Origin of the sequence: Marinobacter sp. F4206, from assembly GCF_019392195.1 — a bacterium.
In the GTDB taxonomy this organism is placed as follows: Bacteria; Pseudomonadota; Gammaproteobacteria; order Pseudomonadales; family Oleiphilaceae; genus Marinobacter.
Window position 1 is genome coordinate 386,418 of record NZ_JAHXKI010000003.1, and the last position, 22,884, is coordinate 409,301.

The 22,884-nt window shown below is 59.5% G+C and carries 18 protein-coding genes; 11 read left to right on the forward strand and 7 right to left on the reverse strand.

The window, feature by feature from the left end; genetic code table 11:
• Positions 1-22: 22 nt before the first annotated feature.
• On the forward strand, positions 23-925 hold the full coding sequence (locus tag KZO34_RS14995; protein WP_219477654.1) for an ABC transporter ATP-binding protein: 903 nt from the start codon (positions 23-25) through the stop codon (positions 923-925).
• 27 nt (positions 926-952) lie between these two features.
• Positions 953-1,396: a cyanase gene (gene cynS / locus KZO34_RS15000; RefSeq protein WP_219477655.1), complete on the forward strand. Its 444-nt coding sequence runs from the start codon at positions 953-955 to the stop codon at positions 1,394-1,396.
• 146 nt (positions 1,397-1,542) lie between these two features.
• Here cynS and KZO34_RS15005 read toward each other — a convergent pair whose 3' ends face one another.
• Positions 1,543-1,821 (reverse strand): ACT domain-containing protein, encoded by a 279-nt coding sequence (locus KZO34_RS15005; RefSeq protein ID WP_219477656.1) that lies wholly within the window; start codon positions 1,819-1,821, stop codon positions 1,543-1,545.
• Complete coding sequence (gene ilvG / locus KZO34_RS15010; RefSeq protein ID WP_219477657.1) at positions 1,818-3,518, reverse strand: acetolactate synthase 2 catalytic subunit; 1,701 nt, start codon at positions 3,516-3,518, stop codon at positions 1,818-1,820. The genes KZO34_RS15005 and ilvG overlap by 4 nt, the downstream gene beginning before the upstream one ends.
• 332 nt (positions 3,519-3,850) lie before the next feature.
• On the opposite strand from ilvG, the gene KZO34_RS15015 reads away from it, so the two are divergent.
• From KZO34_RS15015 to KZO34_RS15025, 3 genes are read left to right on the forward strand one after another with little or no spacing between them, the layout of a single operon-like run.
• Entirely contained in the window at positions 3,851-4,933 is a 1,083-nt protein-coding gene (locus tag KZO34_RS15015; protein ID WP_219477658.1) for an efflux RND transporter periplasmic adaptor subunit, read from the forward strand.
• Positions 4,934-4,938: 5 nt separating this feature from the next.
• Positions 4,939-8,040 (forward strand): efflux RND transporter permease subunit, encoded by a 3,102-nt coding sequence (locus KZO34_RS15020; protein ID WP_219477659.1) that lies wholly within the window; start codon positions 4,939-4,941, stop codon positions 8,038-8,040.
• Positions 8,037-8,753, forward strand: coding sequence for a pseudouridine synthase (locus tag KZO34_RS15025; protein WP_219477660.1), 717 nt, complete (start codon positions 8,037-8,039; stop codon positions 8,751-8,753). Before KZO34_RS15020 ends, KZO34_RS15025 begins: the two co-directional genes overlap by 4 nt.
• On the opposite strand, the gene KZO34_RS15030 is transcribed toward KZO34_RS15025, so the two are convergent.
• Positions 8,741-10,621: a sensor domain-containing phosphodiesterase gene (locus tag KZO34_RS15030; RefSeq protein WP_219477661.1), complete on the reverse strand. Its 1,881-nt coding sequence runs from the start codon at positions 10,619-10,621 to the stop codon at positions 8,741-8,743. The genes KZO34_RS15025 and KZO34_RS15030 overlap by 13 nt on opposite strands.
• Positions 10,622-10,904: 283 nt before the next feature.
• Here KZO34_RS15030 and KZO34_RS15035 point away from each other — a divergent pair, with 283 nt between their 5' ends.
• The gene (locus tag KZO34_RS15035; RefSeq protein ID WP_308318830.1) at positions 10,905-12,791 is read left to right on the forward strand and encodes a sensor domain-containing diguanylate cyclase; all 1,887 of its coding nucleotides are present in this window, start codon (positions 10,905-10,907) and stop codon (positions 12,789-12,791) included.
• On the opposite strand, the gene KZO34_RS15040 is transcribed toward KZO34_RS15035, so the two are convergent.
• Positions 12,758-14,245, reverse strand: coding sequence for an amidase (locus KZO34_RS15040; protein ID WP_219477662.1), 1,488 nt, complete (start codon positions 14,243-14,245; stop codon positions 12,758-12,760). The two genes, KZO34_RS15035 and KZO34_RS15040, sit on opposite strands and share 34 nt — an antisense overlap.
• 185 nt (positions 14,246-14,430) lie before the next feature.
• Here KZO34_RS15040 and KZO34_RS15045 point away from each other — a divergent pair, with 185 nt between their 5' ends.
• On the forward strand, positions 14,431-15,039 hold the full coding sequence (locus KZO34_RS15045; protein ID WP_219477663.1) for a methyltransferase family protein: 609 nt from the start codon (positions 14,431-14,433) through the stop codon (positions 15,037-15,039).
• Between the two features lie 6 nt (positions 15,040-15,045).
• Here the strand turns inward: KZO34_RS15045 and djlA are convergent, their stop codons facing one another.
• Complete coding sequence (gene djlA, locus KZO34_RS15050) at positions 15,046-15,831, reverse strand: co-chaperone DjlA (protein WP_219477664.1); 786 nt, start codon at positions 15,829-15,831, stop codon at positions 15,046-15,048.
• Between the two features lie 178 nt (positions 15,832-16,009).
• Between djlA and alkB the strand changes: the two genes are divergently transcribed.
• A complete protein-coding gene (gene alkB, locus KZO34_RS15055) occupies positions 16,010-16,660 on the forward strand; it encodes a DNA oxidative demethylase AlkB (RefSeq protein WP_219477665.1) in 651 nt (216 codons plus the stop codon).
• On the opposite strand, the gene KZO34_RS15060 is transcribed toward alkB, so the two are convergent.
• Positions 16,661-17,941, reverse strand: a complete 1,281-nt coding sequence (locus tag KZO34_RS15060) for an MgtC/SapB family protein (RefSeq protein ID WP_219477666.1) — start codon at positions 17,939-17,941, stop codon at positions 16,661-16,663.
• A 289-nt stretch (positions 17,942-18,230) separates the two neighbouring features.
• Here KZO34_RS15060 and KZO34_RS15065 point away from each other — a divergent pair, with 289 nt between their 5' ends.
• The 3 genes from KZO34_RS15065 (at position 18,231) to KZO34_RS15075 (ending at position 21,640) form a co-directional block, all read left to right on the forward strand.
• Positions 18,231-19,718, forward strand: a complete 1,488-nt coding sequence (locus tag KZO34_RS15065) for a SulP family inorganic anion transporter (protein ID WP_219477667.1) — start codon at positions 18,231-18,233, stop codon at positions 19,716-19,718.
• Positions 19,719-19,795: 77 nt separating this feature from the next.
• Positions 19,796-20,647 (forward strand): universal stress protein, encoded by an 852-nt coding sequence (locus tag KZO34_RS15070; protein WP_374706538.1) that lies wholly within the window; start codon positions 19,796-19,798, stop codon positions 20,645-20,647.
• A 36-nt stretch (positions 20,648-20,683) separates the two neighbouring features.
• The gene (locus KZO34_RS15075; protein WP_219477669.1) at positions 20,684-21,640 is read left to right on the forward strand and encodes a hypothetical protein; all 957 of its coding nucleotides are present in this window, start codon (positions 20,684-20,686) and stop codon (positions 21,638-21,640) included.
• A 25-nt stretch (positions 21,641-21,665) separates the two neighbouring features.
• Here KZO34_RS15075 and KZO34_RS15080 read toward each other — a convergent pair whose 3' ends face one another.
• Entirely contained in the window at positions 21,666-22,847 is a 1,182-nt protein-coding gene (locus tag KZO34_RS15080) for a BaiN/RdsA family NAD(P)/FAD-dependent oxidoreductase (RefSeq protein ID WP_219477670.1), read from the reverse strand.
• Positions 22,848-22,884 lie beyond the last annotated feature (37 nt).

Consider the following 22,884-nt stretch of genomic DNA (forward strand, 5'->3'; position numbering starts at 1 on the left):
ACCCTCCGAATGGAGACCTGTTATGAGTAAGTCATTCCTCGAAGTAGATGGCCTGTCCAAAGTCTATTCAGACGGGCAGGGCGGTGAGCTGACCGTCTTCGAAGATATCCGCTTTGCCCTGGAGAAAGGCGAATTCGTCTGCATCATCGGCCACTCTGGTTGCGGCAAATCCACCATTCTAAACGTGCTGGCAGGCCTGGACGAAGCCAGCGCCGGCAACGTGGTAATGAACGGTAAAGAAATACAGGGGCCAGGGCTTGAGCGAGGTGTAGTGTTCCAGAATTACAGCCTGCTGCCCTGGAAAACCACGGTGAACAACATCGTTTTCGCAGTGCGTGCCCGCTGGCCAAAGTGGTCCAAGGAGGAAGTTAAAGAGCACAGCGAACGCTACCTGAAAATGGTGGGTCTGGACCACGCGCTCGACCGCAAACCGTCACAGCTCTCTGGTGGTATGCGTCAGCGGGTCAGTATCGCCCGGGCTTTTGCCACTCAGCCGGAACTTCTTCTGCTGGACGAACCGTTTGGCGCGCTGGACGCGCTCACCCGGGGCGTAATCCAGGACGAGCTGGTAAAGATCTGGGAAGAAACCCGCCAGACCGTATTTATGATCACCCACGATGTGGACGAGGCGATCCTGCTCTCCGATCGAATCTTCCTGATGTCCAATGGCCCCAATGCCCGCATCGCTGAAAGCGTGAAGGTAGACATTCCGCACCCTCGGGCACGGGCCACGATATTCCAGAATCCCGCTTACCACAAAACCCGGGACTACCTGGTGGACTTCCTGGTCAATAGAAGTGGAGGGGCCCTGCCTGAAAAAGACGGCACTCCGAAAGTTGTTGAACCTGCCAAGGGCGTTGCCCAGGCAAATCCGGCGTCTGCCGGATCCGAATCCGAAACTGCCGTTCGCGCGGCGAATGTCTGACGTTAAAAGCCAAGAGAGGAAACCGCCATGATGCACAAAGAACTGATGACCGCAAAAATCCTGGAAGCGAAATTCTCCAAGGGAGTGACCTGGGAAGCCATCGCCGAGACCATCGGCCTGTCCCCGGTGTTTACCACTTCGGCGGCTCTGGGTATGAACAGCCTCAGCGAAGATAAAGCCTTCGCTCTGTGTGAGTTTCTCGGCTTGGATAAGCCGGTGGCAGAAGCTCTGCAGGTTTGTCCAAAGAAAGCCTGGGACGGAGCCGTTCCACAGGATCCACTGATCTATCGCTTGTACGAGGTGGTGGGTGTTTACGGTGACACCATGAAAGAGCTCATCCACGAGAAATTCGGCGACGGCATCATGAGTGCCATCGATTTCACCATGGACGTCGAGAAGGAGGAGAATCCGAAGGGCGATCGCGTTGTCGTCACCATGAACGGGAAGTTCCTGCCCTACAAATCCTGGTAACCTTCTTTATCTGATGGTGCCTGGGCGCGGGGAGGGATGTTTTTCTTGTGGGAAAAGAACTCGCTGCGCTCAGACAGCTTTTCCCGGCAGAAAAGCATCCCTCCCCACGCCCGATCGACGGCGCAGATAGGTCTGTTGTACCGCTGCTAGGCGGTTTTTGACTGTGGTATCTCCTGCACTCCGAGCATGACTTCCCCCACCGTGTGCAGCTTTTCCAGCTGGGATTTGAGCATGGCGATGGGTCTTGAGCCCTCCAGAGTGAGTGCGATTTCCAGCTCATCGCCTATTGATTCCACCGCCATCTTCGCAATCCGGAAGCCGCGAATCCGGATGACCTGACACAAACGTTCCATGGCCGCCGCTTCGTGATTCATCTGGCAGGTGAGGGTATAGCTGGGCGTGCCGGTGTAAGGTTGAGGGTTCATGCAACGTGCTCCTTGTTCGGTTTGGCGGTGCGCTGGGATTCGTCGATCATGTCGCGGTTGCTGGCACCGGGTTTGACGATGGGCCAGACATTCTCTTCCCGGGCGATGGCGACGTGCAGCAGCATCGGGCCGTCGTACGCAAGGATGGTTTCGATGCCACGGCGGATCTGGTCGGTGCGTTCGATGTGCAGGGCGGGAATGTCGAAGGCCCGTGCCATGGCTACGAAGTCCGGGTTGTCATCCAGATCGATCTGGCTTTCCCGGTTGTTGTAGAACAGTTCCTGCTGCTGGCGGACCATGCCCAGGCACTGGTTGTCGAGGATGATCATTTTTACGGGCAGGTCATAGCGGCGGATGGTCGCGAGTTCCTGAGCGTTCATCATGAAGGAGCCGTCGCCCGCGACGTTGATGACCGTGCCTTTGCGATCGGCAAACTGGGCACCAATGGCGGCGGGCAAGCCGAAGCCCATGGTGCCGAGGCCGCCGCTCGACAGGTGGTGGCGAGGGTGATCAAACTGGTAGTGCTGGGCCACCCACATTTGATGCTGGCCGACGTCGCAGGCGATAACGGTGTTGTCCGGTGTGATCCGGGATAATTGACGGACAAACGCTGGCCCGGTGATGGGGGCGAGTGGCTCCTCGTTGTCGGCAGTGCTGAAGCCGCCTGTAGTGTTCCAGGTTCGACATTGATGCTGCCAGTCGGAAATCGCCAGTGGCGTTGTTGCCAGTTCCTCGGTGAGTGAAGCAAGGATGTTGGTCAGGTCGCCACGAATGGCCAGGTCTGCGGTGCGCAGTTTGTTGATCTCCGCGGCATCGGCGTCAATGTGGATGATCCGGGCGTTGGGGGCAAAGGCGTCGAGTTTGCCGGTGGCGCGGTCGTCGAGACGGGCGCCGATGATCAGCAACAGGTCGCATTCGTCCACCGCGCGGTTGGCCGCCCGGGAGCCGTGCATGCCCAGCATGCCGAGGTGATGGGCACTGTGCTTGCCGTTATTGCCGATCCCTTTGAGGGTGACAACGCTGGGCAGGGCGGATACCTCGGCAAAGGCCCGGAAACTGGTCTCGGCGTGGGCCAGGCTCACCCCGCCGCCGCTATAGAGGAGGGGTTTGCGGGCGGCACGCAGCATGGCCAGGGCTTCAGCCAGGTCGGGATCGTCCGTCTGGTCGGGCGTTGCCTGTGATGCGGCCTCAGCGAGGGTCTCGGTGAGCAGGATGTCTTTGGGAATATCGACCCAGACCGGCCCTGGCCGGCCACTCCGGGCCAGTTGTATGGCTTCTTCCATGATCGTGGGCAGGTCATCGGCGCTGTCCACCAGATAACTGTGTTTGACGATGCCCAGGGTCATGCCCAGAACATCGGTTTCCTGGAAGGCATCCGTCCCGATCAGGCCGGAAGGAACCTGGCCGGTAATCACCAGCATGGGTATGGAATCCCGGTGGGCGTTGGCGACTCCGGTAATCAGATTGGTGGCGCCGGGGCCGGAGGTGGCGATGCATACTCCGAGCTGGCCGCTGGCGCGGGCAAAGCCGTCGGCGGCCAGGGCGCAGCCTTGCTCGTGGCGGCACAGCACGTGCTCGGTGCCGACATCGTCCACCAGTGCGTCGTATAGCGGCATGATGCAGCCGCCCGGGTAGCCGAATACAGTGCGGATGTCATGGCGATGGAACGCGTCGAGAATGTGCTGTGCGCCGTTCATGGTCGTCTTTTCCCTTTTTATTGCTGCAAAAAAAAGCCCCCGGGACCTTTCGGTGCCGGGGGCTTTTTGGTGTTTTGTCAGGTTGTTGCTATCTCACCCGCTTGTCCACGCAAAAGCCCCCGGACGGTACCACGACCACCAGGACAAGCTTCACAAGGACAATTACTGCGTTGAGATTCATAAAATGAACAATCTGCTCTGAATTCGTAAAATATTTCTGTGTAGAATCTACCCCACGCGTTTAACCGGTTGCAACCGTTTCTTGCCGGTTTTTTTCTCGGGTCCTGAATTCTCCGGACCCAATCACGGTTTTCAGGCACGGCGAACGTTTCATGAGTAAAGGAAAGTGGGGTTCCCTGGGGTTGTCGCTTCTGGTCGTTATCGCGCTGGTGGTGTGGATGGCGACCGGCGACGTCAAGGTGGCGAGCGAGGCGGCTCCGGAGATGAAGGAGCAGGGCGACCGGGAGTTGACCAGTGTTCAGGTTGAGTCGCTAATTGCCCGTCTTCACGAACCGGGACTGCTGCTTCAGGGGCAACTGGAGCCCTGGCACACGGTCATGATCAGTGCCCGGGTAGCGGGCACGGTGGAGAAAATTGAGGTCGACCTGGGCCAACATGTGACGTCAGGAGACACCCTGCTGACATTGTCCGATGATGGCCGCCGGACTGTTGTCGAACGCTGGCAGGCGCGGGTGCGAAGCCTGGAGGCGGAGCTTGCTGCTGCCCGCAAGCTTCGTTCGAACAACCTGGCCTCTCAGTCCGAGCTGCTCAATCTCGAGAGTGAGCTGGCGGCGGCGAACGCCGAGCTGACGGCGGCCAGACTGGATGTCGCCCACCTGACGCCCAAGGCACCCTTTGATGGCATTATCAATGCGCGGGATGTCGACCAGGGCGCTCTGGTCGAAGTCGGTTCCCCGCTGTTCGAATTGGTCCGCATTGACCGTCTCAAGGCCACCGGGCAAATCCCTCAGCAGTCCGCGGGCAAGGTGTCGCCGGGGCAGCGGGTGAGGGTGGATCTGCTGAACGGCAAACAGCTTGATGGCATTGTCACTTTTGTGGCGAGCGCGGCCAATCCGGAGACCCGGAGCTTTGCGGTGGAGATTGCCGTCGAGAATCCTGATCTTCGCCGGGTAGCGGGCGGTAGCGCGAGTTTCCGGATTGCCCTGCCCGAGGTGAAGGCCATGTTCATCTCACCGGCCTATCTGTCGCTCGGGGACGACGGCCGACCCGGAGTGAAATACGTGAACCGGGAAAACCGGGTGGTGTTCAGCACCGTCGAGTTACTCAGCGTTGCCACCAATGGCGCGTGGGTGACCGGCCTGCCGGATGAAATCCGCCTGATCACCCGCGGCGGTGGGTTTGTCAACGTGGGTGAGCAGGTTCGCCCGGTTGACGCCGCTGAAGACCGGGGCTGAGCCGAATGCGAACGCTGATTTTTGCCGCCATGGATCGCAGCCGAACCACGCTGCTGACGCTGCTGTTTCTGATTCTGGGCGGCATTGCCGCGTTTCAGACCATCCCCAAGGAAGCCAACCCGGACATCACCATCCCCATCATCTATGTGTCCATGACCCTCGACGGCATCAGCCCGGAGGATGCTGAGCGTCTGCTGGTCCGGCCCATGGAGCAGGAACTTCGCTCCCTTGAGGGGGTGAAGGAAATGCGTGGCCGGGCCTCGGAGGGATCGGCCTCGGTGATGCTGGAATTCGATGCCGGCTTCGATTCCGACAAGGCCCTGCAAGATGTCCGGGAAAAGGTGGACACCGCGCGCAGCAAGCTGCCGGAAGAAGCGGATGAACCCCGGGTCAATGAAATCAATGTGTCGCTTTTTCCGGTTCTGTCCGTTGGCCTCTCCGGCCCCTTGTCCGAGCGGGAGCTGATTACCGTTGCACGGGCGCTTCAGGACGCCATCGAGGCCATCCCGGAAGTGCTCGAAGTTGAAATAGGCGGTGACCGGGAAGATCTCCTCGAAGTGGTGGTTGATCCCCAGGTGCTGGAAAGCTATGGCATCGACTTTGATCAGTTGGCGGCTCTGGTGACCCGCAACAACCAGCTGGTGGCGGCAGGCTCCCTGGATACCGGCAACGGCCGCATGGCGCTGAAAGTGCCGGGCGTGATCGAGACCATCGAGGACGTTATGTCCATGCCGGTGAAGGTGGACGGGGATACCGTGGTGACCTTCGGCGATGTGGCCATGTTGCAGCGTACCTTCAAGGACCCCACCGGCTTTGCCCGTATCAACGGCGAGCCGGCCCTGGTGCTGGAAGTCTCGAAACGGACTGGCGCCAACATCATCGAAACCGTGGCCCAGGTTCGGGAACTGGTCGAACAGGCCCGCCCCCAGCTTCCGGATACCCTGGAGGTGCGTTACATCATGGATCAGTCGGACGAGGTTCGGGACATCCTCAGCGATCTGCTGAATAACGTGCTGACGGCCATCGTACTGGTCATCATTGTGGTGATTGCTGCCATGGGACCCCGCTCTGCCATACTGGTCGGGCTGACCATTCCCGGTGCCTTCCTGACCGGCATCCTGGTGATCTGGGGCCTGGGACTGACCCTCAATATCGTAGTCCTGTTCAGTCTGATACTGGTGGCGGGGATGCTGGTGGACGGCGCCATCGTGGTTTCGGAACTGGCGGATCGTAACCTGTCTGAAGGGCAGACGGTCCGGTCGGCTTGGGCGGAGGCGGCCAGCCGGATGGCGTGGCCGATCATCGCCTCGACCGCCACCACATTGGCGGTTTTTGTGCCGTTGCTATTCTGGCCCGGCGTGGTCGGGGAGTTCATGAAATTCCTGCCGCTGACAGTGATCATCTGTCTGGCCGCGTCCCTGGCCATGGCACTGGTATTCCTGCCGGTGCTGGGTGGTGCCAGCGGTGGTCGTCGCGCTCGAGAGCGCCACGATACCGGGGCAATGATGAAGCACTACCGGCACCTCTTGTCGGTGCTACTGAAAAAGCCGGGCACGACCTTGCTGGGCGTTCTTGGCGTCATCGTGGTGATCTACGTCGCTTACGCCAAATTCAATTTTGGGGTGGAGTTTTTCCCCAGCGTCGAGCCCGATTCGGCCCAGGTTCAGATCCGGGCCCGGGGCGACCTGTCCATTCGGGAGCGGGATTTGATCGTCCGTGAGGTGGAGCAGCGGCTTCAGGGCATGCCTGAGGTGAATGCGCTGTACGCCCGGTCCATGATCAGTGCCGGCAACCGGATGGCGCCGGATGTCATCGGGGTTCTGCAGTTCCAGTTTACCGACTGGTATAGCCGCCGCCCTGCAAGCGCCATTCTGGAGGAGTTTCGCAAGCGAACGGATGATATTGCGGGGGTACAACTGGAGTTCCGTGAGCAGGAAGGTGGGCCGGCGGAAGGCAAGCCCATTGAGCTGCAGGTCAGCAGTCGAGACAGCAGCGAGCTGAATGCGTACGTGGATCAGATCGAGGACCGCATGAACACCATGGGCGGCTTTGTTGATATCGAGGATGACCGGAGTTTGCCCGGCATCGAATGGCGACTGGAGGTTGATCGCGAGGCGGCGGCCCGCTTCTCGACCGATGTGCTGAGTGTGGGCAGTGCCGTTCGCCTGGTGACCAATGGCCTGGTTCTGGCTACCTACCGGCCGGAGGATGTACGGGACGAGGTGGATATTGCCGTAAGGGTGCCCAACAATTGGCGCGAACTGGACCACCTGCAACGCCAGACCATCAATACCGGCCGTGGCCAGGTGCCGCTGTCCCAGTTTGTGGATCTGGAGCCAGGCGATAAAACCAACAGCATCGTCCGTGTTGATGGTCAGCGGACGGTGACCATCAAATCCGAGCTTGCGCCGGGCCGCCGGGTTGACGAAATGCTGAGCAGTCTTCAGGCCGATATGCCGGAGCCGCCGGAAGGGGTATCGGTGAAGTTCGCTGGTGAGAACGAGGACCAGCAGCAGGCCTCAAACTTCCTCGCCAGCGCCTTCATGGTTGCGGTGGCGATGATGCTGCTGATCCTGGTAACCCAATTCAATTCCCTGTACCAGACCTTCCTGATTTTGTCCGCCATTCTTCTGTCCACCGCCGGCGTTTTGCTTGGGCTGCTGCTGAACGGCCAGTCTTTCGGCATCGTCATGGTGGGGATGGGCATCATTGCGTTGGCGGGGATTGTGGTGAATAACAACATCATCCTGATCGATACCTACAACCAGATGCGCAAAGACGGACTTGAGGCGTTCGAGGCTGCGCTGGAAACCGGTTGCCTGCGTCTGCGGCCGGTACTGCTGACCGCAATCACGACGATACTGGGGCTGACGCCCATGGTGCTGGGCGTCAACGTGGATCTGCTGACGCCGGCCCTGGGTCTGGGCGCTCCGTCTACCCAGTGGTGGACCCAGCTGTCCAGCGCCATTGCCGGCGGACTGGCGTTTGCGACGCTCCTGACCCTGCTGCTGACTCCGGCACTGCTGGTATTGGGGGAGAACGCCGGGGCCCGCGTCCGCAACGTTCGGGGCTGGATCAGGCAGCGGGTAATTCGGGACGGTTCATGAACCCGCTGGATGTTCTATATCGAGATGAGGCTTTGTTGGTGGTGCACAAACCCGCGGGCCTGCTGGTGCATCGAAGCCCCATCGACCGGCACGAGACCGAGTTTGCCCTCCAGTACGCCCGGGCGCTCAATAACGGAGACCATGTGTACCCGGTGCACAGGCTGGATCGCCCCACCTCCGGCATACTGGTTTTTGCCAGGGATCCAGACACCGCCCGCAAGATGGGGCAGGCCATGATGGCGGGGGAGGTGAGCAAAACCTATCGCGCGCTGGTGCGCGGTTGGCCCGCCGCCCGTGGCGAGATTGATCACCCGCTCCGGGAAGAGCCTGAAGATCGCCGCCAGAAGGGTGTGGAGCAGCCGGTCAGAGCGGCTCGTACGCACTTCCGGACGCTGGCGACGACCGAAATTCCAGTGGCCATCGAGCGATACCCCACCAGTCGCTATGCCCTTGTCGAGCTGTATCCGGAAACTGGCCGGAAACACCAGTTGCGCCGGCACATGAAACACATCAGCCACCCGATCATTGGCGACGCCAATCACGGTCGTGGCCGGCACAACCGGTATTTCGCCGAGCGTTTCGGGGAGGCGAGGTTGATGCTTGCGGCCACCCAAATCGAGTTTGCGCACCCGGCCACGGGCGCATCCATCCTAATCCGGTCGGAACCTGAGCAGAGCTTTCAGCAGGTTATGTCTATCTTTCAGTGCCTTTGATGGCTCAGGATGAGGGGCTCGGTTGAGTAGAAGCGCCGGGTGAGCTCTTCAATGGGAAGCGGCTTGCTGTAGCGAAATCCCTGAAGGTAATCGCAATGGTTTTCGAATAGCCAGCGTTCGTGGGCTTGCGTCTCGACACCTTCCGCGACGATGGAGAGGCCAAGGCCCCGGGCCAGGCCGATCGTGGATAGGGTTATGGCCCTGTCGTTGTCATCGTCCGGCAGGTGCCTGATGAACGAGCGGTCAATCTTGATGCGGGAAAATGGCAGGCATTTCAGCCGGGCCAGGGATGAATATCCGGTGCCAAAGTCATCAATTGCCAGCATGGCGCCGGAATCCACCAGATCTTCCAGAACCCTGCTCAGTACCCGGAGCTCACCCTGAAGGGCGTCTTCGGTCACTTCGAACTGAAGCGCACTGACGGGCATAGCGTAGCTGCCGCAGACGTCGCGGATTAATCCCGGTAAACCGCTCACCATGACCTGTTCCGGCGCCAGATTTACCGAGATGGTGGCCAGGTTGATGCCTTTGGCGCGGCATGCCCGCCAGTCGCGGCACACCCTCTCCACGACGCATTCGCCGAGCCGGTACATAAGGCCGGCGCTGCGGGCCACATCCAGGAATTCGATAGGAGAAAGCCAGCCCCGGTCGGGGTGATGCCAGCGAACCAGGGCTTCCGCGCTTTCTATCCGGGTTCCGGTGCTGTCCATGATGGGTTGATAGAACACATCAAGGCCATCGTTTTCCATGGCCAACCTCAATTCGCTTTCGACGGCGAATCGGGAGCGGGCCGTCATCTGAATTTCCGAGTCGTACTGGGTGGACTGGCCCCGACCACGGTACTTGGAGTGATACATCGCGGCTTCCGCGCTGCGAAGCAGCTCTTCGCCATCGTCGCAGTCTCCGGGAAAGTGGCTGATGCCCAAACTTGCACTGATGATCAGATCCTGTTCATTGACCCGAATAGGCGACCGGATTCGTTGCTGAATGAGCTCCGCGGCACTGACCAGGAGCTCGGGCAGGGTCTTGTTTCGGATAATCACGGCAAATTCATCCCCGCCAATCCTCGCCAGGAAATCCTTGCCCGTGAGTTGCAGGTCATTGAGCCGCCGGCCCACTTCGGCGATGACCTGGTCGCCTGCCTGGGGACCGAGCCCATCGTTGATGATCTTGAGTCGATCGATATCAATCCAGATCAGTCCAAGTCCGCCACGATCGCGCTTCCTGACCTTTCTGATCAGGTGGTTGATCCGATCCCTGAGCGAATCCATGTTGGCGAGCCCGGTCAGGGAGTCGAAACGGGTTACGTAGTCCAGTGCCTGTTTGGAGCGGATCCAGGCTTCGTGGGTGTTCATCAGGCTCACGGTGTCGGCCACGGCCACCGCCAGTGAAATGTCAGGCGGGCTCCAGAGCCTGTGATTACGCGACTCCAGGCAGATCACACCGCTCATCCGGGCACCGTCGAAAATGGGCGCGTCCAGCATGGCGTTGATGTTGTGAATGGCGAGATAGTTGCTTGCGAATGAACGGGTTCTCGAGTCTTCCTGCGCATTGTCCACGGCAACCACCCTTTCCGTACTGATGGTGGCAAAGTAGGCGGGGTGTTCGGACTGGTAGAGACTGAGAGGCCCGCCGGTATTGGCCCTGTCGGGCGGGGCCGCGGAGGCATCGTAGAGCCACTCGCAGTTGATACGGTCGCCCTTGGGGGGGAATGACCAGATGCTTACCCGTTCCACGTTGAGACGCCGGGCGCACAATTCGGTCAGGGCTGCCAGTTTGTGATGTCTTGGCTGCTCAATAAAGTCGGCATCGTGGCTGAGTTCCATCAATGCCTTGTGATGGGTAACCAGTATCTCGCTGTCACGCATAGTGGAGCACAGTTCTTCTGGTGTTTTGCGATTGAACGAACAACCACGGAAAAGCGTGTTAACGCGTCGGAAAGCCCTGAATCATCCTCAAAATATGACAGGGTCGCCAATGCCTGTCTACTTGCGGGCATGTCGCCCTGAAATCGGCTCGAGTTGGTTTTTGTATCAGTTTATTGTCGATTTGCGTCGATTGGTAGCGAGAAGGGACGAAGTCTGCCCTTTTAGCTCATAATCCGACCAACGACAATAACAAAATGTAATCCGTGGTTCATTGAGGCCCATTGTGCAAAGAGTCGTCGGTTTTTTGTGCCTCTTCCTGCTTGCCTGGCCCGCTGCTGCAGTTTCAGCGCAGGCGTTGGCGACGTGGGAATCGGGCTCCACTCGCGTAGAACTTTCCCGGTTTGTCGATTACTGGCAGGAGCCTGCTGCCCCGGCGGACATCAAGACGGTGACAGCGCTTGATGAGGCAAACTGGACTCGCAACGGTAGCGACAGTGTCAGCCTGGGGTATGGGAGCGGCATCTTCTGGTTCCGGGTCACGCTCAAAAACACAACGGCGAACCAGGCGCAGACCTTTCTCGAGATCGGCTATCCCGTGTTGGACCGTATCGAAATCTACATTGATCCGGAGACCTCAGGCGCCGAGTCTCTTGTGCTTGGCGACAAGCAACCCTTTTCCGAGCGGCCCATCGAACACCGCAATTTCGTCGTGCCTCTTACGCTGGCCGCTGATGAACCGACCCGGGTCTACCTGAGGGTGAATACCACCAGCTCCATGCAAGTTCCCCTCATCCTCTGGAATCAGGACAGTTTCTACGCGGCCGAGCAGTCCCGAACCATGTTTGAAGGGATCTACTACGGCATTGTCCTGGTGATGATCCTGTACAACCTGTTCGTGTTCATGGCGGTCGGCGAACGGAGCTTTCTGCACTATGTTGGCTACATCACCGCCATGCCGTTGTTTCTTGCCAGTCTCCATGGAGTGGCGTTCCAGTACCTTTGGCCGGAGTCGACCTGGTGGAACGACCAGTCGATCATCGTGTTCCTGAACCTGGCGGTGCTGTTCGGCGGCACGTTCAGTATCCGTTTCATCAACGTGACCCGCGAGAATCATCCCGGTTTTAACCGGTGGACCGTTGCCGTGATCATGGCAGCGGGTTTGCTGGCGGCGGGGGGACTACTGGTGCCCTACAGGCTCCTGATCCTTCCTACCATTCTGGTGGCCTTCGTGGGCTGTTCGACCATGCTTACACTCAGCATCATCCGCTGGCGCAGACGAGATCCGGCCGCGCGTTATTACACTCTGGCGTGGGTCTTTATGCTCTTTGGCGGCATTGTTCTGGCCCTGAGCAAGTTTACGGTGTTGCCCCGTAACCTTCTGACTGAGAATGCCACCCAGGTTGGGTCGGCGCTGGGTGTGATTCTGTTGTCTCTTGCCCTGGCGGACCGCCTGGACAGGGAAAAGAAACGGGCGTTCAGGGCTCAGCAACGGCTTTTGAGGGAAGAGCGTAAGGCGAGAATGGCGCAGGAGAAATCGCTGCAGGTGCAACGCGAGGCCAACACTCTGCTCGAAGAACGAGTGCATGCGCGAACCCGGGATCTTGAGAGTCTCAACGAGCAGTTGCTGGAACTGAGCGCCACCGACGCGCTGACCGGCCTGAAAAACCGGGGGCATTTCGACCGGACTTTCCAGTCTGCCGTTGTTCGGGCTTTCCGTTACCAGGAGCCATTGTCGCTGCTGGTTCTGGACATTGACCACTTCAAGAAATTCAACGACACCTATGGCCACCTGGTGGGGGATGATTGCCTGAAAATGGTGGCCCAGTGTATTCGCCGACATGTAACGCGTCCCCAGGATCTTGCCGCGCGCTATGGTGGCGAGGAGTTTGTTGTCCTGCTGCCGGACACCCCGGTCAACGGAGCTATCCGGGTTGCGGAACGAATCCGCTCTGACATTGAGGCGACGGCGTTCCGGGTTTCCGGTGACGTGTTGCACCTCACGGTCAGTGCCGGAGTTTGCAGTGTTTCACCCGAAAAGGCCGATGCCACCAAGGACATCTTCAATTGGGCGGATGAGGCCCTTTATGAAGCCAAGGGCCAGGGGCGTAACCGGGTTGTTGCCCGGAAGGGCAACGGTCAGAGCATGGTTTCGGCAGTCATTCCGGTCTGAGAATCACCGCTGGTCTCATGCAGTGCCGGCCAGGGCATCTCTGATTCCAGTGTATAGGCAATGTCGAGCAGGGTTCGCTCGCCTCCGTGCTGGCCCATGAACTGGACGGAAACAGGCAGGTTGTCCCGGTTCAACCCCATAGGCAGGGAAATCGCGGGTGCGCCGGTTGCGTTGGCCAGCGGCGTGAAACCGACGTAACGGGTGAGGCGTTCAAAGAGGGTGGAGAAGGGTACGTTTGGGCTGAGGTGGCCAATCGCCGGTGTGGTGTGGCCCAAAACCGGCGTCAGGACCGCGTCGAAACCGGCCATTGCCCGAGCGTAGTGATGGTAGGAGCGGTGCAGCCGCCAGAGTGCGGCCGGCAATCGGTAAAACTGTTTCTTAAATTTGCCCGCGAGGCCCTCGGTCAGGCCATCAACGTGATCTTTATCGAAGCCCGGGTGGATAAGCTTGCGGCCGTTGGCCTTGACCCCAAACGCGAGGAACGCCCAGTACAGGGCAAAGTCCTCCGGGAACGAGGCAGCAACCGGCACGTCCATGGGGACGATCCGGTGCCCGAGTCTCTCCAGCCTGTGCGCGGTGTTTTCCACGGTGCGACGAGTGTCATCGTCGGTTGCATGTCCGTTAACTGAGTCCAGAACCAGACCGATGGTCAGGGCTTCACCGGAAGGTCCCTCGTTGCGACCAATGGCCGGCAGGCCGGGCCGGTGGAAATACTTTTCGGCCTGTTCCATGAAGTGGGCGGTATCGCGAACAGACCGACTGACGATTCCGTCGGTAATGATGTTGACGGGGAGGGTTCGTGCAGCGTCATTGTCGATCAGGCGACCACGACTTGGTTTCAGGCCAACCAGGCCGCAGCAGGCTGCCGGGATACGAATGGACCCCCCGCCATCATTGGCATGTGCCACCGGGACTACGCCGGCTGCGACCAAGGCTGCGGCGCCGCCTGAGGATGCACCTGTCGAGAAAGCCAGATTCCATGGATTCCGCGACGGCGGCCGGTGAGCCGGCTCGGTGGTCGCATTGAATCCGAACTCGGGCAGGGCACTTTTGCCCAGGCAGACGTAGCCTTGATCGAGCATTTGCAGGGCGAACGGACTGGTCCTGTCCGAGACGGATGCCGGCACTGCGGCAGAGCCATGGCCAGAAGGCAGTCCCTGGATATCCGTGTTGTCCTTGATGACTGTAGGCACCCCGGCGAAAAAGCCGGCGGCGGTACGGTCTGCTTGCGTGTCGATGCGGCGGGCAGCCTCCAGTGCCTTGTCATAGTCGGATGCGACCAGACCGCCAATCAGCAGATCCACTGCCTGTGCGCGGGATATGGCCGCCTCGGCAAGTTCTACCGCCGAGACGTCGCGACGACGGATCCGGTCGGCCAGGGCCGTCGCATCGTCCGTTCCGAGAGCATCATTGGTAAAGGCATGAACCGATCGTGGTACCGTGGAAGCGGCCATGGCGAAGCACTCCATTCAGATCAACGTTTCCTGACTGTACGGAATTTCCAAAGAGGGAGACATGTCATTTGGGGAAAGTGTGACGGGGTCCGGAGCGGTTTTCTTTTGCATCGCCCCTCAATGTGCTTTTCACAGGACTTTTCAAGTAATAAGCTTGCGGTGTAATCAAGCACCAAGCGAGCCCGATGGACATTATTGAACCCCTAGTACGAAACTTCCTCGGTATTTTCTTCCTGATGATTGGTTTGCAGTTTGCTGGCCGGGCCTTGGGCCTTTATCAGCGCATGCATTTCTCCCACATCAATTACGGCGACCGTGGATCTGCCCCCTGGTGGCACCGGCACATCTTTAACGTGTTCCGGGCGCTGATTCTGTCGGTTTGCGTGGTTCGCATCTTCGCGGATATCGACGGCTGGCTGGGTGTGTTCAGCGCGTTGTACCAGTGGCCGGTATTGTTGCTGGGCATGTTGCTGCTGCTGGCGTCGTTCGTTTCGGTGAACTATCTGCAGGCGTACATGCATGAAGACTGGCGTTCCGGCATTGATCGCCGGGACGACCACCGCACGTTGCTGACCAGCGGACCATTTTCCCGTTCTCGGAATCCGCTGTTCATCAGTGTGATAACTGGCCAGTTCGGGTTCTTCCTGGCCTTGCCGAGCGTCTTTTCTCTGGTTTGCCTGGTTGCCGGTGTTCTGGTGATTACCCGTCAGGCCCGGGAGGAGGAAAAGGCCCTGTCGAGCAAATTCGGCGCGCCCTACGATGATTATCGGGCGCGCGTGCCTCGCTGGTTTTAAACCCGTTCAACCCGCTTTCTTGCGGGCTTCCTTGATGACGTCGTAAGCGTGGCTGATTTCCCTTGTCCGCTCTTCCGCCATTTCCCGCATGCTTTCGGGTAATCCCTTGCCAGCCAGCTTGTCGGGGTGGTTCTCGCTCATCAGTTTGCGATAGGTCTTTTTGAGCTCATCGTCGCTGGCCGAGGGGGAAACGCCCAGAACCTTGTAGGCATCGTCAATCTGCTGGCCCGTGGAACGCTGCCCGGCGCCGGCACCTGCCTGGCCACTGTGGGCGCCACGCAGCATGGCCTCAAGCTGATCCACCTGACTCTCGGGCAGACCCAGACCGCGGGCAATCCGGACCAGCATGGCGTGTTCCGCCGGATGGATAACGCCGTCCGCAGCAACCGCAGAAACCTGTACCTGCAGGAACATCTGAAGAAAGGCAGGCTGGCGCCCGGTCATCTGCAGGAAGCGGGCAAGTTCGGCGTCCAGATCAAAGTCCGGAGCCTTGCCCCGGTTGAAGGCGGCCTTGGCTTTTGCTCTCTGGGTGTCGTTGAGGCGAAAGCGCACGAACATGGCTTCCGCCACCTTGATCTCATCTTGAGAGACCACGCCGTCGGCCTTGCACAGTGCGCCCATCACGGCAAAAACCGATTCAACAAAACCGGACTGAATATTGTGGAGTTTGCCGATCAGGCGGCTTTTCAGGCGGTTGAAAATGAATGCGCCGATGGCGGCACCGATCAGAAAACCGGGAAACTTGCCAAACGCATAACCGATCAAACCACCGAAAATCAGAGCCAAGAGCATCAATAGGTCCTTAATCCGTAAGAAAACAGTCTTTAGAATATACGGGTTTTTCAGTCCGGGTTCATGAACAGGCTTTCATTCGGTGAGATCCCTCGATTCGACTGCATGGGTGATCCTCGCTGATGTACAGTGGCAGCTGGGACCCTGAAACACTGTTTCCTGCGCGAGGTAGCGAACAATGACTGCTGATCTTTTTGATGATCTGCCCGTTCAGCCGAGCTCTGAGACCATCGATGATGGTGCGGTGGTGCTACGGCAGTTCGCGAAGGAGAGGGAAAACGCCGTGATGGCCGCGATTCAATGGGTGACAGAATCTGCCCCTTTAAGGCACATGCAGACGCCCGGTGGCCACACCATGTCGGTGGCCATGAGCTGTTGTGGTGAGTTGGGGTGGGTGACGGACGCCCGGGGCTATCGCTATCAGTCAGCAGATCCCTGTACCGGGAAGCCCTGGCCGTCAATGCCCGACGTCTTTGAGCGGCTCGCCCGGGAAGCGGCAGACGCCGCCGGCTACCGGGATTTTTGCCCCGACGCCTGCCTGATCAACCGCTATGAACCCGGGGCCAAAATGGGGCTCCATCAGGACAAGAATGAGTCTGATTTTGAGCAGCCCATCGTGTCGGTTTCCCTGGGCTTGCCCCAGGTGTTCCAGTTTGGCGGGCTGAAACGAAACGAACGCCCGGTCAATATTACACTGGCCCATGGCGACGTGGTGGTCTGGGGTGGCCCGTCGCGATTGCGCTATCACGGTGTCCTGCGCCTGAAAACCGGCAGTCACCCTTTGACCGGCGCCTGCCGCTACAATCTCACTTTCCGCCGGGCCCGCTGATTACTGGAACCAGGCGACGGCAAGTCCCGCCACCAGCGACAAGACCATCGGAATGCCCACTAACAGGCCCGCCTGCCGGGTACCAATGGCCAGAGCCATGCCCGCTTTGACCAGATTATTGGTGGCTGCGGCGATGACGATGCCGACGATGGCGACGTGCATGTCCAGGTTGGTCGTCGACATCCGGGTGAGGGAAAGTGTGATGGCATCAACATCGGCAATGCCGGAACTGGCGGCCAGCATGTAGATGCCGGCATTGCCCAGCCAGCCGGTCAGAAATTCGCCCAGCAGCAGGATGGCCATGAGCAGCAGGCCGAACAGCAGGGCTGAGGTCAGGTCCAGGGGGTTCTGGTTCAGGGGGGGCTGATTGACTTCCGGCCGATCCGAGTGGCGCCGCCAGATCAGGAACGCCGGGCCATAGAGCAGGGCCGTCATGGTCGCCACCGGCCAGATCAGGCTGGGGAGCAGATCCCGGTTGATGACAAAACAGTACACCAGAATCCGGGGGAACATGGTGCCGCAGGCGATCAGAATACCGGTGGCGAATTGGGCACTGAGCTGAGGGAATTGCGCGGATTGACGGGCAAAGTGAAGCGTCAGGGCGGTTGAGGAACTTAAGCCGGCAAAAACACCGGTGAAAAGGATGCCCCGCCGAGTGCCCGCCACCCGGATGGCAAAGTAGCCGACAAAGGAGATGGAGGCGATCATCACCACCATCCACCAGATTTCCCGTGGATTGAGGACTCCGCCCGGCCCCATTTCCTGATTGGGCAGCAACGGCAGCATCACGACCGAGATCAGCAGGAGTTTTAGAGCCGCATCGAGTTCGTGGTCCTTGAGCTTGTAGACCCAACCGTGAATGTCTTCCTTGTTATCCAGGATGATGGCCGTGACAACGGCCGCAGCCGTCGCCATAACCGGATCCACCGCTACGGCCACCGCACCGAAGCAGAAGGTCAGCACCATGCCCACCATCCCGGTGATGCTGAAATTACGGATGTGGGCCAGGCGTTCGCTGTACCCCACCAGGCCCATCGCAACCACGCTGATCAGCAGGACCGGAAATGCCCAGGGCGTAATGGCGTCGGCGAGTACGGCTGACAACCCGCCCAGCAGTCCCACCAGGGCAAAGGTTCGGATACCGGCAATGCGCTCCCCTGATTTCTGGTCGCGGGCGTCCCAACCCCGTTCCAGGCCTATGATTGCCCCAAGCAAAAGCGCAACGGCGAGGTGGAGAGTGGTCTGATTGTTCGTGATGAACTGCGCAGCAACATCATCCATGAGACACGGTAGTTCCTAAGTCGGTGTAAGTCTGGGTAAATTGTAGCTCGGCAAGAAGCTTGCGGGAAATGCACTGGGCATCCCTTACCTTACTTGTCGGGGGCGAATCTGATAAGCTTCGCGGCCCTTGTTTGCAACCCTTTTTGATTGAAGCTCGCCGGAACCCTGTGAAAACCAGTCCACCCTAGCGCCAGTCCTTGTTTTACCTCTTACATTCGGGATTTTTCGCAATCACCCCGGGTGACGGCCCGATAGCTTTGTCCCTGTTTTACCAATAACGGAACTCAACATGGTTAATACCCTGAAAAACCAATGGTTATCCAACATCCGCGGTGATCTTCTCGCCGGTATCGTGGTGGCGCTGGCATTGATTCCCGAGGCCATCGCCTTCTCGATCATCGCCGGTGTAGATCCCAAGGTCGGCCTGTATGCGTCCTTCTGTATCGCAGTTATCATTGCGTTTGTGGGCGGCCGTCCGGGCATGATCTCGGCCGCGACGGCGGCCATGGCGGTCCTCATGGTGACGCTGGTGAAGGAGCACGGCCTCCAGTACCTGCTCGCGGCAACGTTGCTGACCGGTGTGATTCAGGTTGTCGCAGGTTACCTGAAACTGGGCAGCCTGATGCGGTTTGTTTCCCGTTCGGTGGTCACCGGTTTTGTCAACGCGCTGGCGATCCTGATCTTCATGGCCCAGTTGCCGGAGCTGACCAATGTCACCTGGCACGTATACGCCATGACGGCGGCAGGGCTTGGTATCATCTATCTGTTTCCGCTTATACCGGTGGTGGGCCGGATTCTGCCCTCACCGCTGGTGTGTATTGTGGTCCTGACGGCGGTCGCCGTTGCCCTGGGGCTGGATATCCGGACGGTGGGTGACATGGGTGAGCTGCCCGATACCCTGCCGATTTTCCTATGGCCGGATGTGCCGCTGAATCTTGAAACCCTGATGATCATCCTGCCGTACTCGCTGCCGCTGGCGGTGGTGGGTCTGCTGGAATCCATGATGACAGCGACTATCGTCGACGATCTCACCGACACCGAGAGCGACCGCAACCGTGAGTGCAAGGGGCAGGGTATTGCCAATATCGGCTCGGGCCTGATTGGCGGCATGGCTGGTTGTGCCATGATTGGCCAGTCCATCATCAACGTAAAATCCGGCGGCCGCACCCGCTTGTCGACACTGACTGCTGGCGTCTTCCTGCTGATCATGGTGCTGGTCCTCGACAGCCTGCTGGTGCAGATTCCCATGGCGGCGCTGGTGGCGGTGATGATCATGGTATCGATCGGTACCTTCTCCTGGGAATCGATCCGCAATCTCAAGGACCATCCGCTGTCCACCAACATCGTCATGCTGGTGACGGTGATCGTCGTGGTGGCGACCCACAACCTGGCCTTTGGCGTACTGGCTGGCGTGTTGCTGGCGGCGCTGTTCTTTGCCAACAAGATCGGCCACTACATGATGGTCAGCTCCGACCTGAATGAGCAGACGGATACCCGCACCTACACGGTTGTCGGCCAGGTGTTCTTCAGCTCTTCGGAAAAACTCCTACAGGCCTTTGATTTCAAGGAAGCAGTCGATAATGTAGTGATTGATCTGAGCCGGGCCCATTTCTGGGACATCACCGCCGTTGGCGCACTGGACAAGGCGGTGATCAAGTTCCGCCGTGAAGGTGCCGATGTTGAAGTGATCGGTCTCAACGAGGCCAGCGCCACCATCGTTGATCGCTTTGGCGTTCACGACAAGCCGGAAGCGGTCGATCAATTGATGGGGCACTGAACATGACGCATTCCAAAGAAACCGGTGACGATCGCAGTCAGAATAACAACCACAACGATCAGCAAGGCGAGGTTGAGATGTTACGAGTAGTGGCCTGTATTGACGGTTCCCGCGCTGCACCGGCAGTGTGTGACTACGCCAGCTGGGCGAGCCAGCACATGCAAACCCCCGTCACACTGCTTCATGTTCTGGACGAGGAACGGTATCCGGCAGAACCGGACCTGGCCGGAAGCATTGGTCTGGGCAGTCGCGAACAGTTGCTGGATGAGCTGGCAGAGCTGGATCGTAAACGCTCGAAACTCGCTCTGGAGCACGGCCACCACATGCTGGACGAGGCCGAGCGACGGGTGAAAGCGTCGGGTATTGAGGACGTTGCCAAGCGTCAGCGCCATGGCGATCTGACCGAGTCACTGCTGGCACTTGAGAGCCAGACCCGCCTGCTGGTCATGGGTCTGCACGGAGAAAGCAGCTCCGATCGTGATATCCACATCGGTAGCCAGCTTGAAACCGTCATCCGCAGCATGCACCGCCCGATTCTGCTGGTTCCGGACGAGTTCACGGCGCCGAAGAGCGCGATGCTGGCGTTCGACGGTAGCGCCACCGCTTTCAAGGGCGTGGAACTGCTGGCGGGCAGCCCGGTGCTCAAAGGCATGCCGCTGCACCTTGTGATGATCGGCGCCGACACCAACGACCGCTGGGAGCAGTTGAAGAAAGCAGAGAAGATGCTGGCGGGCCTGGAATCCGACATCACCCTGGCGATCCGGGCGGGAGATGTGGAACCGGCATTGCACGCCTACCAGGAAGAACACGATATCGATCTTCTGGTCATGGGCGCTTACGGTCACTCCAGAATCCGTCAGTTCCTGGTGGGCAGTACCACCACGACCATGCTGAAAACGGCTGAAAAGCCACTGGTGATTCTTCGCTAGTCTGTCCGTAACCGCGCGGTTTCAGGAGGGGATGGATTGGGAGGAGTGAATTGTAACCCGGGTCGCCGGTTCCCGGCATCCATCACCCTGATTCTGGTGTTGGCGATGGCCGGCTGCCAGTCCGTACCGCAACCTCCGTCGCAGCCCCGCTCGGAGCAGGCCGCGGGCGGCGAGCGCACCGTTGATCCGGACTATTCCCGCCATATCCGCCGGATTACGCAGGCGCTGGGGGAACTACCCTCCGGCTCAGTGCCGGCGAACGCAGACGCCTTTGGCCTTCGAGCCATCCAACTACGGGCGGTGGGGGATGATTTTCTGGTTCTGGCCCAGTCGGGTCCGGCTACCGGTCAGGAATACCCGTTGTGGGGAGACTACTTTAACCGTCTGGCAGATACCGCCGAGGCGGTGGTTAGCGGCGATGCGGACCTGGGTGAGGCGGAAAAGCTCTACGAGCTCGCCGCCCGGTTGTATCCTGTTTTTCTTGAACGCTCCAACCTGCCGGAGCGCCCCCTCATCGCCGTGGATGGAGAAACCAGCGCCTACTACGCCGGTAACTATTTTCTGTGCACCATGCCCGAGCTCATCGCAGACGGCTACGGGCGTCGCAGGAACGGGCGGATGGACGATCATCTGAGCCGAGCCATGGAGCGCTACCTTGGCGGACCCTGTGAGCCGGATTTGATGTTCTCAGCCGCCGAGATGCTCTATGACTACGCCCTGGTCTCCGGCGCCGATCAAGACGCCTACCTTGACCGCATCGAACAGGCCGGCCCCGGCAAATCGACTCCCTGGCTGATGCTTCTGGACAACCTGTCGCTGGCGGATAATCGCGGACAGGCGTTGGCAAACCTTGATCGCGCCCAGGCTCGGGCACGCGCCGATCTGGACGACGGCGACGAGATCAGCGTGGAGTTTGTCGGCGAGGTAGAACGCCAGCGCGCGGTGTTAATCCGAGAATCCGGAGCACTCCAGGCACTCCCGTATCGGCCGTAAACGGCCGGGTTGATGGGGCCGGAAGTCAGGCAGCGTTGCCTGCCGCCACGCCCGACGCCCACGCCCACTGGAAATTGTGGCCGCCAAGATGGCCCGTTACGTCGACAACTTCACCGATAAAGTACAGGTTCGGACGCTCCAGCACCGCCATGGTCTTCGAGGACAGTTGCCGCGTGTCCACGCCACCGAGGGTCACCTCTGCCGTGCGGTAGCCTTCGGTACCCGCGGGCTTGATTCGCCACTGGCCAAGGGCACGGGCAACCTGCTCCAGATCACTGTTCTTGTAGCCCTGCAGGGGGCCTGTCCAGCCGTGCAAGTCGTTGTAAGCCAATGCAAAGCGCTTTGGCAGGTGTTGGCCAAGGTAGTGGACGACGGTGGACTGAGGCTTGTGTTTGCGCAGTGCGAGCAAGTCTTCAAGAATCCGGTTGACGGGCAACAGGTTCACTGTCAATTCGTCACCCGGTTGCCAGTAACTGGAAATCTGCAGCATTGAAGGCCCACTCAGGCCGCGATGGGTCACCAGCATGGGCTCGCGAAAATGCTGGTCATGACAGGAGACATCCACCGGACAGCTCACGCCGGACAGGGGCGATAGCTGCTCCTTCAGTTCCGGCTGCAAGGTAAACGGCACCAGGCCGGCCCGTGTAGGCAGGACTTTGAGCCCGAACTGTTTGGCAAGTTCGTAACCGAATCCGGTGGCACCCATGGTGGGAATGGACAACCCGCCACAGGCAACAATCAGGGATTCGCAGGTGAGGGTGCCGGCGCTGGTGGCCAGTGTGTATCCGGAATCGGTGCCTTGCACGCGGGATACCGAGGTTTTCAGCCGGATGTCGGCCCCGGCCCATTCGCATTCGGTCAGCAGGACATTCAGGATGTCCTTTGCACTGTCTTTGCAGAACAATTGTCCTGCCGCTTTTTCCTCGTGCTCCACGCCATGCCGCTCCACCAGTTCCAGGAAATCCTGGGGCGTGTACCGCTTGAGCGCGGAAATACAGTAGTGCGGGTTGTCGGACAGGAAATTGGCCGGGGTGCTGTTCAGGTTGGTGAAGTTGCAACGGCCCCCACCGGACATCAGGATTTTCTTGCCCGGTTTGTTGGCATGGTCGATCACCAGTACCTTGCGGCCTCGGTAGCCTGCCGTGGCTGCGCACATCAGGCCAGCCGCCCCCGCGCCAATAATGATTACGTCGTAGTCCGAACCCATGAGTACCCGCACACTGATAAATGTGCGGGCATTATAC

Bases quoted from the DNA above. Each gene is read 5' to 3' on its own strand.
- KZO34_RS15060 (WP_219477666.1), bottom strand. From the start codon at position 17,941: ATGGATGATGTTGCTGCGCAGTTCATCACGAACAATCAGACCACTCTC.
- KZO34_RS15020 (WP_219477659.1), top strand. From the start codon at position 4,939: ATGCGAACGCTGATTTTTGCCGCCATGGATCGCAGCCGAACCACGCTG.
- KZO34_RS15040 (WP_219477662.1), bottom strand. From the start codon at position 14,245: ATGGCCGCTTCCACGGTACCACGATCGGTTCATGCCTTTACCAATGAT.
- ilvG (WP_219477657.1), bottom strand. From the start codon at position 3,518: ATGAACGGCGCACAGCACATTCTCGACGCGTTCCATCGCCATGACATC.
- djlA (WP_219477664.1), bottom strand. From the start codon at position 15,831: ATGCTCTTGGCTCTGATTTTCGGTGGTTTGATCGGTTATGCGTTTGGC.
- KZO34_RS15080 (WP_219477670.1), bottom strand. From the start codon at position 22,847: ATGGGTTCGGACTACGACGTAATCATTATTGGCGCGGGGGCGGCTGGC.
- KZO34_RS15030 (WP_219477661.1), bottom strand. From the start codon at position 10,621: ATGCGTGACAGCGAGATACTGGTTACCCATCACAAGGCATTGATGGAA.
- KZO34_RS15005 (WP_219477656.1), bottom strand. From the start codon at position 1,821: ATGAACCCTCAACCTTACACCGGCACGCCCAGCTATACCCTCACCTGC.
- KZO34_RS15015 (WP_219477658.1), top strand. From the start codon at position 3,851: ATGAGTAAAGGAAAGTGGGGTTCCCTGGGGTTGTCGCTTCTGGTCGTT.
- KZO34_RS14995 (WP_219477654.1), top strand. From the start codon at position 23: ATGAGTAAGTCATTCCTCGAAGTAGATGGCCTGTCCAAAGTCTATTCA.
- KZO34_RS15045 (WP_219477663.1), top strand. From the start codon at position 14,431: ATGGACATTATTGAACCCCTAGTACGAAACTTCCTCGGTATTTTCTTC.
- alkB (WP_219477665.1), top strand. From the start codon at position 16,010: ATGACTGCTGATCTTTTTGATGATCTGCCCGTTCAGCCGAGCTCTGAG.
- KZO34_RS15070 (WP_374706538.1), top strand. From the start codon at position 19,796: ATGTTACGAGTAGTGGCCTGTATTGACGGTTCCCGCGCTGCACCGGCA.
- cynS (WP_219477655.1), top strand. From the start codon at position 953: ATGATGCACAAAGAACTGATGACCGCAAAAATCCTGGAAGCGAAATTC.
- KZO34_RS15025 (WP_219477660.1), top strand. From the start codon at position 8,037: ATGAACCCGCTGGATGTTCTATATCGAGATGAGGCTTTGTTGGTGGTG.
- KZO34_RS15065 (WP_219477667.1), top strand. From the start codon at position 18,231: ATGGTTAATACCCTGAAAAACCAATGGTTATCCAACATCCGCGGTGAT.